Source organism: Paraburkholderia phenazinium (assembly GCF_900141745.1).
Taxonomy (GTDB): Bacteria; Pseudomonadota; Gammaproteobacteria; order Burkholderiales; family Burkholderiaceae; genus Paraburkholderia; species Paraburkholderia phenazinium_B.
The window spans coordinates 1,535,120-1,548,801 of the sequence record NZ_FSRM01000002.1; the positions used below are offsets into that span (position 1 = coordinate 1,535,120).

Consider the following 13,682-nt stretch of genomic DNA (forward strand, 5'->3'; position numbering starts at 1 on the left):
GTGGTGTTAGTTATCAGAGTCTGCGGGTACGAGCGCGGCATCGGCGCGACCCTTAGGCTTCCACATACAGCATGTCAGCCGATTCCCCCATTAGCAGTTCCCGGTTGGCATCGGCCGCAGCGCGCAGATAGTCCCACAACGAAGTGATGCGTCGCAGCTTGCGCAGGTCCTCCCGGCAGCAGAGCCAGAAATGCCGTGTCACGACGACTTCATGCGGCAAGACGGCTTCGAGCAGGGGATTCGGCTCCGCCATAAAGCATGGGAGGATCGCGAGCGCGTTGCCTTGCAGCGCAGCATGATACTGGGCGATCACACTCGTGCTGCATAGATTGGCCGCGGCGTTAGGGATGGTCCGGTCGAGATAGAGCAGTTCGCGGCTGAAGGCGAGTTCGCCGACGTAGCTGATAAAGGCGTGGTCGCGCAAATCGGCAACGGTGTTCACCGGCGCATGACGATCCAGATACTCGCGCGTGCCATACAGCTTGAGCCGGTAGTCGCACAGTTTGGTATAGACGTATTGGCCGCGCTCGGGCCGCTCCAGCATGATGGCGAGATCCGCCTCGCGTTTGGACAGGCTGACGAAATGCGGAACGGGTAGCAGGTCGATCGAAATATCCGGATGTTTACCCGCGAAGCGCGCCAGCTGCGGCGCGAGAAAAAAGCATCCGAAGCCCTCGGTGGAGCCGACCCGCACGTGCCCCGACAGCGAGTGCGCACCACCCGTGAACTGCTCGGCGGCGGATTGCACCGTGGTTTCCACGGCGTCGGCGTAGGCGAGCAGGCGTTGGCCGTCGGCTGTCAGCACGAAGCCGTCCGCCCGCGATTTATCGAACAACACGGTGCCCAGCGACGCCTCCAGTTCTCTCACCCGGCGTGCCACGGTGGTGTGGTCGACGCCCAGCCGCTTTGCCGCACCGCTGGCCCGTTGGGTCCGCGCGACCTCGAGGAAGTAGCGCAGATCATCCCAGTTCACGCTTTGCATCTAGTCTCCCGTCGATTCGGAGTTAGCGCTTCAATGCGCTACTCCGAGCCCATGCCAGCTGGCTTGCGTTGTGTTTTTTTGCATATCAGATGGGCTTTTTCATCTCTATGCCGTGGATATTCGAATAACTATACTCGGATGCAAGCCGCTGGAACAACCACGGCATGGACGCCTGCGTCATCCGCGCGACTGGCGAGCCTATAAAGATATCGGAGACAAACAGGATGCAGATGCAATCGACCCCCGACCGGGCGGCAGTTGCCGCACCGGTTCCCAGGCGCGCCCGGGATTACCTGATCGCCGGTTGGGCCAGCATGGCCGGCACCACGATCGAGTGGTACGACTTCTTCCTCTACGGCACGGCCGCCGCGCTGGTATTCAACAAGATCTTCTTTCCGACGCTCGACCCGATTCTCGGCACGCTTGCCGCGTTCGCAACGTACGGCGTTGGCTTTATCGGGCGTCCGATGGGCGGCATCGTGTTTGGCCACTTCGGCGACCGCATCGGCCGCAAGGCGATGCTGCTGGTCACGCTGCTGATGATGGGCATTCCGAGCATGGTGATCGGCCTGATTCCTTCTTATCAGAGCATCGGTTACTGGGCCGCGGCGCTGCTGGTGGCGATGCGCTTTCTGCAGGGGATGGCTGTCGGCGGTGAATGGGGCGGCGCTGTTCTGATGGCGGTGGAGCACGCGCCGCCTGGCCGCAAGGGTTTCTTCGGCAGCCTGCCGCAAACTGGCGTGGGCTTCGGGCTGATTCTCTCTTCGCTGGCGATGGCCGCTGTCACCGCACTGCCGGAAGCCGATCTGCTTGCATGGGGCTGGCGCGTTCCGTTTCTTGCCAGCATCGCGCTGGTCGTGATCGGCTGGGTGATCCGGGTACGCGTGCCTGAATCGCCCGACTTCGAACGGGTGAAAGCGCAGGGCGAGCCGGTCAAGGCGCCGATCCTCGAGGCCATGCGCCGGCATCCGCGCGAACTGCTCATCATCATCGGCGCACGGGCTGCGGAAAACACCTGGTTCTATCTGGTCGTTGCTTTTGCGCTCGCTTATGCCGCCAATCAGTTGAAGATTCCCAAGGCCTCCATCCTGCATGCGATCACCGCTGGCGCCGTGCTGTCGCTGGTCACGATGCCGTTTTGCGGCCACCTCAGCGATCGCATCGGCCAACGGCGTCTGTTCCTGATCGGCCTCGTCATCATGTGCCTGTTCGCTGCGCCGTTCTTTGCAATGCTCGGCACGCGCGATCCGGTCACCGTGTGGTGGGCGATGGTGCTTGGCGTGGGCGTCGTATTTCCGATTCTGTACGCCCCCGAGTCGCAATTGTTCGCCTCGCAGTTTCCGGCTGAGATTCGCTATAGCGGCATCTCGTTGTCCGTGCAGATTGCCGGCGTGATCGGCGGCGGTATCGCGCCGATCATCGCTACCGCGCTGCTTGCCTTGGGTGCCGGCCGTCCGAAATACGTGGTCGCTTATATGGTGGCAATGGGCATTGTCGCGTTGTTCTGCACGGTGTTGATGCGACCGCATGCTGACGAGTCTCAGCCGGCCGAAAGCCCATCGCTTGCCCACCAATAAACCACTGAACTTAGCTATCCGAACCTAACCAAGAGAGTCGATCATGAATGCTGTTACTCAGGCGTCCAACGCAAATGTCAGTACGGTGAAACTGCTGATCAACGGCGAGTTCGTCGAATCGGGCACGCGCGAATGGCGCGATATCGTCAATCCGGCGACCCAGGAAGTGCTCGCACGTGTGCCGTTTGCAACCGCCGCTGAAGTCGATCAGGCCATTCGTTCTGCGCACGCCGCGTTCGCCACGTGGAAGAACACGCCGATCGGCGCACGGATGCGCATCATGCTGAAGTATCAGGCGCTCGTCCGTGAACACATGCCGCGCATTGCAAAGACGCTGTCAGCCGAACAGGGCAAGACGATTCCCGATGCGGAAGGCGATATCTTCCGCGGACTTGAAGTGGTCGAACATGCGTGCTCGATCGGCACGTTGCAGCAGGGCGAGTTCGCTGAGAACGTTGCGGGCAGCGTCGATACGTACACGTTACGTCAACCGATCGGCGTGTGCGCCGGCATCACGCCGTTCAACTTCCCCGCCATGATTCCGTTGTGGATGTTCCCGATGGCGATTGTCTGCGGCAACACTTTCGTGCTGAAGCCGTCGGAGCAGGATCCGCTCTCGACGATGCAACTGGTCGAACTGGCGATCGAAGCCGGCGTGCCTAAGGGCGTGCTGAATGTCGTGCATGGCGGCAAGGAAGTCGTGGATGCGCTGTGCACGCATGAACTGGTGAAGGCGATTTCATTCGTCGGCTCGACGGCGGTGGGGACGCATGTGTATCGCCTCGGCAGCGAACACGGCAAGCGCGTGCAGTCGATGATGGGTGCGAAGAATCATGCAGTGGTGCTGCCGGATGCGAACCGCGAGCAGACCTTGAATGCGCTTGCGGGCGCCGGCTTCGGCGCAGCGGGCCAGCGCTGCATGGCGACCTCGGTGGTGGTGCTGGTGGGCGCGTCGCAGCAGTGGTTGCCGGATCTGGTTGAGAAAGCGAAGACGTTGAAGGTCAATGCAGGCAACGAGGCTGGCACGGACATCGGTCCGGTGGTCTCACGCGCCGCGAAGCAGCGTATCCTTGGCTTGATCGAAGCGGGTGTGAAAGAGGGCGCAACGCTTGCGCTGGACGGCCGCGACGTCAAGGTGGCGGGCTACGAAGAAGGCAACTTTATCGGCCCGACGATTTTCACCGACGTGACAACCGAAATGGAAATCTATCGCACCGAAATTTTCGGGCCGGTGCTGGTGGTGCTGAGCGTGCCGACGCTCGATGAAGCGATTGCACTCGTCAACCGCAATCCGATGGGCAACGGCGTGGGGCTTTTCACGCAAAGCGGCGCTGCGGCACGCAAATTCCAGAGCGACATCGACGTGGGGCAGGTGGGGATCAACATTCCGATTCCGGTGCCAGTGCCGTTTTTCAGTTTCACGGGTTCGCGCGGTTCGAAGCTGGGCGATCTCGGGCCGTACGGCAAGCAGGTCGTGCAGTTTTACACGCAGACCAAGACAGTGACGGCGCGCTGGTTCGACGACGCAACCGTCAACGACGGCGTCAATACGACGATCAGCCTGCGCTAGTCGTTTAGCGCCGAGACCTATGGATCACGAAGTGGAGACGCAATCATGAAGATCGGTTTTATCGGACTCGGCAATATGGGTGCGCCGATGGCGCAGAACCTGCTGAAAGCTGGCCATACGGTGAACGTGTTCGACTTAAGTGCGCAGGCGGTACAGGCATTGGTCGATGCGGGGGCGAAAGCAGCGGCTTCGCCGAAGGCTGCGGTGACGGATGTCGAATGCGTCATCACGATGCTGCCGGCGGCCGCCCACGTGCGCAGTGTGCTGACGGCGGAGAACGGCGTGCTGGCAGGGATTGCGCGCGGCGTGACGATCATCGATTCGAGCACGATCGATCCGGCGAGCGTCAAGGCGTTCGCAGAACTCGCGGCCCAGCACGGCAACACGTTCGTGGATGCGCCTGTGTCGGGTGGTACGGGCGGCGCGGCGGCGGGTACGTTGACGTTTATGGTGGGCGGCAGCGGTGCCGTCTATGAGCAGGTCAAGCCGGTGCTTTCGGGAATGGGCAAGAACATCGTCCATTGCGGGGACACTGGCACGGGGCAGGTCGCGAAGATCTGCAATAACCTGGTGCTCGGTATCACGATGGCCGGCGTTGCGGAAGCGATGTCGCTGGGCGCAGCGCTCGGTATCGATCCGAAGGTGCTGGGGGCGATCATCAATACGTCTACGGGACGCTGCTGGAGTTCGGATACGTACAATCCGTTCCCTGGTGTGATCGAAACGGCGCCTTCATCGCGGGGCTACACCGGCGGCTTCGGCACGGATCTGATGCTGAAGGATCTCGGTCTCGCTACGGATGCGGCGAAGCAGGTGCGTCAGCCCGTCTATCTCGGCGCGCTGGCGCAGCAGTTGTATCAGACGATGAGCACCAAAGGCGCGGGGCGTCTGGACTTTTCGGCCGTCATCAAGCTGTATAAGGCGGATTGATTACAGTCAGCCTGGAAGCGATCGATCGGCGCTCGTCAGCGGCGCCGATCGATCGTAATGGTCTGCAGTCTTCCCAACGAACCTGAGTGCCTCGCGCCGCCCCGGACGTTCATCCGGCCGGCGCGGGCACCATTCTCACGCGCGGCTTTGTTTCGTGTTAAAAAACGAAGTCGCTTATCGGGTGCATGCATAGCGGCCTGGCAGTTATCGCCCGCAATCATCTGCGTGAGAAGGATTCGATGCCCACTAATTCATTTCTGTGCTCCGGTCGATTCAAGAGCCTCGGCGTGCTGATAGCCGCTGGTGTTGCTTTTTCGTTGTCGGGCTGTGCGGCTTCGCCATCTGCGGAAGCTCAATCCGCTCCGCCGCCGGCGATCCATTCCGCCGACGGTCCCTTACCCGTCCCGCCGAATCTCGTCGCCTTGATGCAGCCCGAAGGACAGAAACGGCTCCTGTCCAGCGTGGACAAACAGTCGTATTGGCCGCTCTCCCAGTACTTCGAAACGCAGAGGAACGAGGCCTACTGTTCAGTGGCGAGTTCCGTCATGACACTGAATGCGTTGGGCATCAAGCGTCCGGAGTCGACGCAATACCCCGACTTCCCGTACTTTTCGCAAGAGGACTTTTTCCGTAGCGTCGATCCGCAGGTCGCCAACGCGGCGCGGGTATCGAGAGAGGGCATGACGCTTGACCAGCTCAGTTCGGTCTTGAGCGAATTCCCGGTGGACGTGAAGAAATTCCATTCCAGCGACCTGACGCTCGCGCAGTTTCGCGATCTGATTCGCGATACCACGGCGCAATCCGACCGCTTTGCGCTGCTGAATTTCAGGCGTCCGGAGATCGGCGAGACGGGCGGGGGCCATTGGTCGCCGCTTGCGGCATATGACGCAGACACAGATAGCGCGCTGCTTCTCGACGTTGCGCGGTACAAGTACCCCGCCGTTTGGGTTCCAATAGCGCAACTGTACGCAGCCTCGCAATCGGTTGATAACGTTAGCGGGATTTCACGCGGCGTGGTGATCGTGAGCAAGCGGGCGAATTAATGGCGTGCAAAAGATCCCCCCAATTGCCCATCGCGCAAGATGACGACGTAAGGTTTTCTCAAGAAGCGACTCGTTTATAAATTTCCTGGCAGACCTGACGGAGTGACTCTGCGAACAGTCGATTGGACATCCTCTCAGGTTCGTTCAAACGCGTGAACAGCGCGATCGGCGACAACGTCCATTCGAACGAGTAAGGCACGATCGCGACACCGGCAATGCGCACCAGCTCCTCGGCGATATCCGCGGGGACGATGGACACCGATTGCTCGCCGGCGACGATCATCTCGCCAATCAGCTTGGACGAATAGCTCTCGACGATCGGCGTCGGCGGCGTCAGACCCGCGCCGAGGAAGATATCGGCGACCTGTTCGCGCATCGGCGTGTTCGGGGCGCCGAGAATCCAGTCCAGTTCCGCGAGTTTCTGCCAGTCGATCTGTCCGCGTGCGAGGTGCGCCGCGAGGCGGCGGCTCGCGATCAACCGCGGCGGCTGACGATATAACACCTCGACGCTGACCTGCTGCAAATCGAGCGAGGCGGATGCACGGCCGAGCACGATGTCGACGGTATGGTCGCGCAACTGGGCGAGCAACTGCTCGCTCGTACCCTCGTGAATTGTAACGGTCAGACGCCGGTTGCCTTCGGGGCGAGTACGCTGAATCGCCGTCGACACCATCTGGCCCGGGATGAACGGGATCACGCCGATATGCAGATGCGCCGCATGCCCCGACGCCACCGACTCCATTTCCCTGACGAGATGATCGAGATCCTCGGTCATGGCCCGCGCTCGCGCCAGGACCACCTTGCCCAACGCCGTCGGCGCCATGCCGCGCGCGGAGCGGTCGAACAGCGGCGCCCCGAACATGTCCTCCAGTTCCGCCAGCATATTGGTGACTGCGGGCTGGCTGCTTGCCATGCGCTCGGCAGCGCGCGTCAGAGAGCCGTGTTGCTGGATTTGCAGCAGCAAGGTGAGGTGCCGCATTTTTAGGCGCGATGACAGCTTGCGGACCACCGCGTTGGGATCGAATGCCGCCATAAAAGCCGCTAGCCATTAGAAAAATATGATGGGGGCATATTAACTCTAAATATTATCCTTATGGCGCGTGCCTAGAATGAGCCCATCACTTTTGATTTGCGCCGCGCAAGGCGCCCAACCATAGGGCTCAACAAGAATGAACACGACGGATCGCCAGGCCGCTCTCGACTATCACGAATTCCCGGTTCCGGGAAAAACGGCGGTTACCGCCACCAAGCCGCTCGTGACGCAGCGCGACCTTGCCTTGGCGTACACGCCGGGCGTGGCCGCAGCGTGCGAAGAGATCGCCGCCGATCCGCTCAACGCGTTCCGCTTTACCGGCCGTGGAAATCTGGTCGGCGTCATCACGAATGGCACCGCCGTGCTGGGACTGGGCAATATCGGCGCGCTGGCCTCGAAGCCGGTGATGGAAGGCAAGGCGGTGCTGTTCAAGAAGTTTGCCGGCATCGACGTGTTCGACATCGAGATCAACGAGACCGATCCCGACAAACTGGTCGATATCATCGCGGGCCTGGAAGCGACCTTCGGCGGTATCAACCTCGAGGACATCAAGGCACCGGAATGCTTCACCGTAGAGCGCAAACTGCGCGAGCGGATGAAGATTCCGGTCTTCCACGACGATCAGCATGGCACCGCCATCACCGTATCCGCGGCCTTTATCAATGGTCTGAAGGTGGTGGGCAAGAGCATCAAGGAGGTCAAGGTCGTCACATCCGGCGCAGGCGCGGCAGCGCTGGCTTGCCTCGAACTGATGGTGGACCTCGGCTTGCCTATCGAGAACGTCTGGGCAACGGACATCGAAGGCGTGGTGTACGAAGGCCGCACCACGTTGATGGACCCGCAGAAGGCGCGCTTCGCGAAGGACACCTCGGCCCGTACGCTGGCCGAAGTCATCGAGGGTGCCGACGTGTTTCTCGGACTGTCCGCCGGCGGCGTGCTTAAGCCCGAGATGGTGAAACGCATGGCGGCGCGCCCGCTGATTCTCGCCTTGGCCAATCCCACGCCGGAAATCTCACCGGCCGAAGTGAAGGCCGTGCGCGACGACGCGGTCATCGCGACGGGTCGCTCCGATTATCCGAACCAGGTCAACAACGTCCTGTGTTTCCCCTATATTTTCCGCGGGGCGCTGGACGTGGGCGCGACCACCATCACGCCGGAAATGGAAAAGGCGGCCGTCTACGCGATTGCCGCGCTCGCCGAGGAAGAGCAGAACGAAGTGGTCGCCGCTGCGTACGGGGCATATGGCGTCGACTTCGGTCCTGAATACATCATCCCGAAGCCGTTCGATCCGCGCCTGATCGTGCGTATCGCGCCGGCTGTTGCGAAGGCCGCGATGGACAGTGGCGTTGCCACGCGTCCGTTGCAGGATCTGGATGCGTACACGGAGCAACTGCAGCAGTTCGTCTACCGCTCGGGCGCCTTCATGAAGCCGCTGTTCGCAGCGGCGCGGCAGATCGTCCGTGAAGGCGGCAAGTCGCGCATTGTGTTTACCGAAGGTGAGGAAGAGCGCGTGCTGCGTGCGGTCCAGGTAATCGTCGATGAAAAGCTCGCGCGTCCGATTCTGGTCGGCCGTCCTGAAGTGCTGATGGCGCGGATCGAAAAGTACGGCCTGCGTCTGCGCCTCGGTCAGGACGTCGAAGTGACAAATCCTGAGTATGACGAACGATTCCATCAATACTGGACGACGTACTGGGAATTGATGTGCCGCGATGGCATCACCAAGGAAATGGCGCGCGTGGAAATGCGCCGCCGTTTGACGCTGATCGGCGCGATGATGGTGAAGCTCGGCGACGCCGACGGCATGGTGTGCGGGACGGTTGGCGCGTACCACGACCATCTGCGTTTCGTGGATCAGGTGATCGGCAAGAAGGCCGGAGCGCAGACCTATGCGGCGATGAATATTCTGCTGCTCGACGATCGCACCATCGCGCTGGTCGATACGCACGTCAACGACGACCCGACCGCCGAGCAGATTGCCGAATTCACGATTGCCGCTGCGAAGAGCATGGCTGGGTTGAATCTGGTACCGAAGGTGGCGTTGTTGTCGCGCTCGAACTTCGGCTCGGGCAGTTCTGCGTCTGGCGCGAAGATGCGGCGTGCGCTCGAACTGGTGACGCAGCAGGCGCCGACGCTGGAAGTCGACGGTGAAATGCACGGCGATTGCGCGCTCGACGAAGCGCTGCGCTCACGCATCCTGCCGATGTCGCGCCTGAAGGGCGCGGCGAACCTGCTGGTGTGCCCGAACGTGGACTCGGGGAACATCGCCTACAACCTGTTGAAGACTGCGGCAGGCAGCAATGTGGCGGTGGGGCCCTTCCTGTTGGGCGCCAATGCGCCGGTGCATGTGCTGACGTCGAGCTCGACGGTGCGCCGGATCATCAATATGGCGGCGTTGACGGTGATCGACGCGAACCGGGAAGTTTGAGGCTGGGTGTCGCGGGATTCGGGGGCTTCTGTGTGAGGTGTGCGCGGCGTCCCGGACCCAGCGCTCAACGCGCGTTATCGATGGTCATCTGACGTCGTCGATAACGCTGCTTCAAGTCTCCGGCAAATCCGCTCCTCTGCACCGTCCGACAAGGATTTGCGCCTAATCCCTCCGGTTGCGTCCATTGCTGAAATCAGCCGTCCCGCGTTGTAGGACAACGTATAATGAGCGGGTCAGCAAACCAACAGGAGGTCCTTGATGACCGCGTCCCCAGCCCTCACTGCGCCGCCTGCGCGCGCGCGCGGAAGTCTTGCTGACCGGGTGGTGAACTACATCAACGAACAGGTCGCGGCGCATACGCTGAAGCCGGGCGACAAGCTTCCCACCGAGACGACCTTGATGTCGCTGCTTGGCGTCAGCCGGACGGTGGTGCGCGAGGCTATCTCGCGACTGCAGGCCAATGCGGTGATCGAGACGCGTCATGGCATCGGCAGCTTTGTGCTTGAGCCGCGCCGTGAGCCGTTGGGTCTCGAGATGGTGCCCGCCACGACGCTTGCGGACCTGTTATCGGTCATGGAACTGCGTATCAGCCTCGAAACCGAGTGTGCAGGGCTCGCCGCGCAGCGCGCGAGCGAGCGCGACCTGGCTAATATTCGCGCCGCGCTGGACGCTATCGGAGCCACCAGTCGCGCCGGCGGTGACAGCGCAGCCGCAGATCTGCGGTTTCACGTCGCGGTGGCGAGCGCTACGGGTAACCGCTATTTCGTGGACATTCTCACGCAGATGGGCACCGCCTTGATTCCCCGGCATCGTGTCGATTCGCCGAGTCTTGCCCACAGCGATCCCGCCGCATACATGGCGCGGGTCAATGTTGAGCACGAGAGCATTCTCGACGCCATTGCCCGGCGCGACCCGGAGGGTGCGCGTGCGGCCATGCGGATGCATTTGTCGAGTAGCCGCGAACGGCTGCGACGCTTGAGTGTGGGCGCGTCGGAAGAGGGTGTCGAGCGCACGGCCTGAGACAGGCCCGCGCGAAGTCAGAAAGCGGCCTGCGGGCCGCTTTTTTGTTGCATCTGCCCTGCTCAGGGTTCCAATATCAGTCATCGTATAACAAACGATGTTATGCCTAAAAAACAGTCACTTAGGCATCGAGTCTTGCTGCGAGAGTCCTCATCTTAAGGACTTGCGGTAGTAATAATCCCTTGTCCATCAAGGTTGTGCGCCTGACTCAAAGGGTAAACACCTAATGGGAATTTAATTCTATAAAAAGTAGACTGTCGTCAGACAACATAGCCGGGGCTGGGAAGCGAGCGCGACCGCGCTCGTCGCAAATCAGCCCGCGTTGCGTCTGGAGCCAGGAGACAAACCTTGACATCTGTTCCCACCGCGGCGATCGACCCGCTCGAGTCAGCGGTTTCGAAGGTGAAGCGGCACATCCTGCCGCTCTTCCTGATCATGTTCATCGCGAATTACATCGACCGCGTGAACATCGGTTTCGTCAATTCGCACATGCAGGCGGATCTGGGGATCGGTGCGGCGGCCTACGGTTTGGGCAGCGGCCTGTTCTTCGTCGGATACGCGCTGTTCGAAGTACCGTCGAACGTCCTGATGCAAAAGTACGGGGCGCGCGCATGGCTCACGCGCATCATGGGGACGTGGGGTCTGGTCGCCGGGGCGATGGCGTTTGTCTGGAACGACACCTCTTTCTACGTGCTGCGTTTTCTGCTCGGTGTTGCAGAGGCGGGTTTTTTCCCGGGCGTGGTGTTTTACTTCACACAGTGGCTGCCGCAGAAAGAGCGGGGTAAGGCGGTGGCGGTGTTTCTCTCGGGCTCGGCGCTCGCGTCGGTGCTGTCTGGTCCGATTACCGGCAGTTTGCTGTCCGTGCACGGGCTTGGCCTGCAGAGCTGGCAGTGGATGTTTCTGATCGAAGGCGGGTTTTCAATCGTGTTGTGTGGCGTGAGCTGGGTCCTGCTGAAATCGCATATCCGTGACGCTACCTGGCTGACGGCTGAAGAGCAGCGGGTGCTGCAAACGTCCATTGCGAAAGAACAGGCCGAGCGCGACGCACTCGGCGGCGCCCACTTGCCAGCCTTGAAGTTGCTGAAAGACCCGCAAATCGCGCTGTTCTGCTTCCTGTACTTCGCGATTCAATTGACCATTTACGCTGCCACGTTCTGGTTGCCCACCATCATTCGCAAGATGGGCGCACTCTCGGATTTCCAGGTTGGCATGTTCAACACCATCCCCTGGCTCATCGCGATGGTCGCCATGTACTGTTTCGCCGTGCTATCGGCCAGGTGGCGTTTTCAGCAAGCGTGGCTGGCTGGTGCGTTGGTGATTGCTGCGTGTGGATTGTTCGCCTCGACCTCTGCCGATCCGGTGTTCTCGTTCGTCGCAATCTGCTTCTCCGCGATCGGCTTCAAGGCTGCCTCGTCGCTGTTCTGGCCGATTCCGCAGGGCTATCTGGATGCGCGGGTGGCCGCTGCCGTGATCGCGCTGATCAATTCGGTGGGCAACCTCGGCGGATTTTTCGCGCCCGCGACGTTTGGCTATCTGCAGCAACATACCGGTTCGATTAGCGGTGGGTTGTATGGGCTGGGTGTCGCGTCGCTCATCGCTGCTGCTGCGGCGTTCCTGACGCGCAATCGCCGCGCGCCGCCTACCGACGGCCTGGTGCAGCCGCTGCATAGCAAGGCCAACTAAGCATCTGAACCGTACTTGAACTCACTCTGCCCGTTGGCTCCATCACTTCTAGGGTCCTACTTTAATGTCTACGAAACCCATCCAGACGAATGCCACACCGATCGTCACCGAGTTGCGCGTCGTGCCGGTTGCCGGCCGTGACAGCATGCTATTGAACCTGAGCGGCGCGCATGGGCCGTTCTTTACCCGCAACGTCGTGATTCTGCGCGATAGCGCAGGCAATACCGGCGTCGGCGAAGTGCCGGGCGGCGAAAACATCCGCAAGACCATCGACGACGCGCGGCCGCTCGTCGTCGGTCAGTCGATCGGCAACCTGCAGGCCGTGCTGAACCGGGCGCGCACGCAGTTTGCCGACCGCGACGCGGACGGACGCGGCTTGCAGACCTTCGACCTGCGCACCACGATTCATGCGGTGACCGCACTCGAAGCAGCGTTACTCGATCTGCTCGGACAACATCTTGGCGTGCCGGTTGCCGCGTTGCTCGGCGAAGGCCAGCAGCGCGACGAGGTTGAGATGCTCGGTTACCTGTTCTACATCGGCGATCGCAAGAAGACCGACCTGCCGTACGCGAGCGGCGCCGAGGGGCGCGACGCCTGGGAGCGCGTGCGCACCGAAGAGGCGATGACGCCGGAGGCCGTGGTGCGACTGGCCGAGGCTGCCCAGGCACGCTACGGCTTCAATGACTTCAAGCTCAAGGGTGGCGTATTGGCTGGCGACGCTGAGATCGAAGCGGTTACCGCGCTGGCAGAGCGTTTTCCGAATGCACGCGTCACGCTCGATCCGAACGGAGCGTGGTCGTTGGCGGAAGCCGTGCGTCTGTGCCGCGACCAGCACGATGTACTGGCCTATGCCGAAGATCCCTGCGGCGCGGAGAACGGTTATTCGGGCCGCGAGGTGATGGCTGAATTCCGCCGCGCGACCGGTCTGCCGACGGCGACCAACATGATTGCTACCGACTGGCGTCAGATGGGCCATGCTATCCAGTTGCAGTCCGTCGACATCCCGCTTGCCGATCCGCACTTCTGGACCATGCAGGGCTCGGTGCGCGTCGCGCAGATGTGCAACGATTGGGGCCTGACGTGGGGCTCGCATTCGAACAATCACTTCGATATCTCGCTCGCGATGTTCACGCACGTCGCCGCGGCGGCCCCCGGCAAGATCACCGCCATCGACACGCACTGGATCTGGCAGGACGGTCAGCACCTGACGCGCGATCCGCTGCAGATCGTCGGCGGCAAGGTTAAGGTTCCGGAAGCAGCGGGTCTGGGCATCGAGCTCGATATGGATGCGCTGGAGAAGGCGCACGCGCTATATCAGCAGCACGGCCTGGGCGCACGCGACGACGGCGTCGCGATGCAGTACCTGATTCCGAACTGGAAGTTCGACAACAAGCGCCCGTGCCTGGTGCGCTGAGCCTG

At 61.5% G+C, this 13,682-nt stretch carries 10 protein-coding genes; 8 read left to right on the plus strand and 2 right to left on the minus strand.

The features are described 5' to 3' along the window. Nucleotides 1-52: 52 nt before the first annotated feature. Nucleotides 53-982 carry a LysR family transcriptional regulator gene (locus BUS06_RS26925; protein ID WP_074267440.1) on the minus strand — a complete coding sequence of 310 codons (930 nt, stop codon included), beginning with the start codon at nucleotides 980-982 and terminating at the stop codon, nucleotides 53-55. Between the two features lie 224 nt (nucleotides 983-1,206). Here BUS06_RS26925 and BUS06_RS26930 point away from each other — a divergent pair, with 224 nt between their 5' ends. The 4 genes from BUS06_RS26930 to BUS06_RS26945 all read left to right on the plus strand — a co-directional run bounded on the left by BUS06_RS26930 (nucleotide 1,207) and on the right by BUS06_RS26945 (nucleotide 6,102). Further along, nucleotides 1,207-2,559, plus strand: coding sequence for an MFS transporter (locus tag BUS06_RS26930; protein WP_074267441.1), 1,353 nt, complete (start codon nucleotides 1,207-1,209; stop codon nucleotides 2,557-2,559). A gap of 43 nt (nucleotides 2,560-2,602) precedes the next feature. Then, entirely contained in the window at nucleotides 2,603-4,129 is a 1,527-nt protein-coding gene (locus BUS06_RS26935; RefSeq protein WP_074267442.1) for a CoA-acylating methylmalonate-semialdehyde dehydrogenase, read from the plus strand. A gap of 45 nt (nucleotides 4,130-4,174) precedes the next feature. Further along, nucleotides 4,175-5,059 (plus strand): 3-hydroxyisobutyrate dehydrogenase, encoded by an 885-nt coding sequence (gene mmsB, locus BUS06_RS26940; RefSeq protein ID WP_074267443.1) that lies wholly within the window; start codon nucleotides 4,175-4,177, stop codon nucleotides 5,057-5,059. 239 nt (nucleotides 5,060-5,298) lie between these two features. Next, the gene (locus tag BUS06_RS26945; RefSeq protein WP_083611787.1) at nucleotides 5,299-6,102 is read left to right on the plus strand and encodes a phytochelatin synthase family protein; all 804 of its coding nucleotides are present in this window, start codon (nucleotides 5,299-5,301) and stop codon (nucleotides 6,100-6,102) included. Nucleotides 6,103-6,160: 58 nt separating this feature from the next. Here the strand turns inward: BUS06_RS26945 and BUS06_RS26950 are convergent, their stop codons facing one another. Then, nucleotides 6,161-7,135: a LysR family transcriptional regulator gene (locus BUS06_RS26950; RefSeq protein WP_074267444.1), complete on the minus strand. Its 975-nt coding sequence runs from the start codon at nucleotides 7,133-7,135 to the stop codon at nucleotides 6,161-6,163. Nucleotides 7,136-7,271: 136 nt separating this feature from the next. Between BUS06_RS26950 and BUS06_RS26955 the strand changes: the two genes are divergently transcribed. The 4 genes from BUS06_RS26955 to gudD all read left to right on the plus strand — a co-directional run bounded on the left by BUS06_RS26955 (nucleotide 7,272) and on the right by gudD (nucleotide 13,677). Further along, on the plus strand, nucleotides 7,272-9,560 hold the full coding sequence (locus BUS06_RS26955; RefSeq protein WP_074267445.1) for an NADP-dependent malic enzyme: 2,289 nt from the start codon (nucleotides 7,272-7,274) through the stop codon (nucleotides 9,558-9,560). 258 nt (nucleotides 9,561-9,818) lie between these two features. Beyond that, complete coding sequence (locus BUS06_RS26960) at nucleotides 9,819-10,580, plus strand: FadR/GntR family transcriptional regulator (RefSeq protein ID WP_074267446.1); 762 nt, start codon at nucleotides 9,819-9,821, stop codon at nucleotides 10,578-10,580. 348 nt (nucleotides 10,581-10,928) lie between these two features. Next, a complete protein-coding gene (locus BUS06_RS26965; RefSeq protein ID WP_074267447.1) occupies nucleotides 10,929-12,263 on the plus strand; it encodes an MFS transporter in 1,335 nt (444 codons plus the stop codon). A 64-nt stretch (nucleotides 12,264-12,327) separates the two neighbouring features. Continuing rightward, entirely contained in the window at nucleotides 12,328-13,677 is a 1,350-nt protein-coding gene (gudD, locus tag BUS06_RS26970; protein WP_074267448.1) for a glucarate dehydratase, read from the plus strand. The last annotated feature ends 5 nt before the right edge of the window (nucleotides 13,678-13,682 follow it).

Coding starts and splice junctions, on each gene's coding strand:
- BUS06_RS26925 (WP_074267440.1), bottom strand. CDS start 982: ATGCAAAGCGTGAACTGGGATGATCTGCGCTACTTCCTCGAGGTCGCG.
- BUS06_RS26930 (WP_074267441.1), top strand. CDS start 1,207: ATGCAGATGCAATCGACCCCCGACCGGGCGGCAGTTGCCGCACCGGTT.
- BUS06_RS26935 (WP_074267442.1), top strand. CDS start 2,603: ATGAATGCTGTTACTCAGGCGTCCAACGCAAATGTCAGTACGGTGAAA.
- mmsB (WP_074267443.1), top strand. CDS start 4,175: ATGAAGATCGGTTTTATCGGACTCGGCAATATGGGTGCGCCGATGGCG.
- BUS06_RS26945 (WP_083611787.1), top strand. CDS start 5,299: ATGCCCACTAATTCATTTCTGTGCTCCGGTCGATTCAAGAGCCTCGGC.
- BUS06_RS26950 (WP_074267444.1), bottom strand. CDS start 7,135: ATGGCGGCATTCGATCCCAACGCGGTGGTCCGCAAGCTGTCATCGCGC.
- BUS06_RS26955 (WP_074267445.1), top strand. CDS start 7,272: ATGAACACGACGGATCGCCAGGCCGCTCTCGACTATCACGAATTCCCG.
- BUS06_RS26960 (WP_074267446.1), top strand. CDS start 9,819: ATGACCGCGTCCCCAGCCCTCACTGCGCCGCCTGCGCGCGCGCGCGGA.
- gudD (WP_074267448.1), top strand. CDS start 12,328: ATGTCTACGAAACCCATCCAGACGAATGCCACACCGATCGTCACCGAG.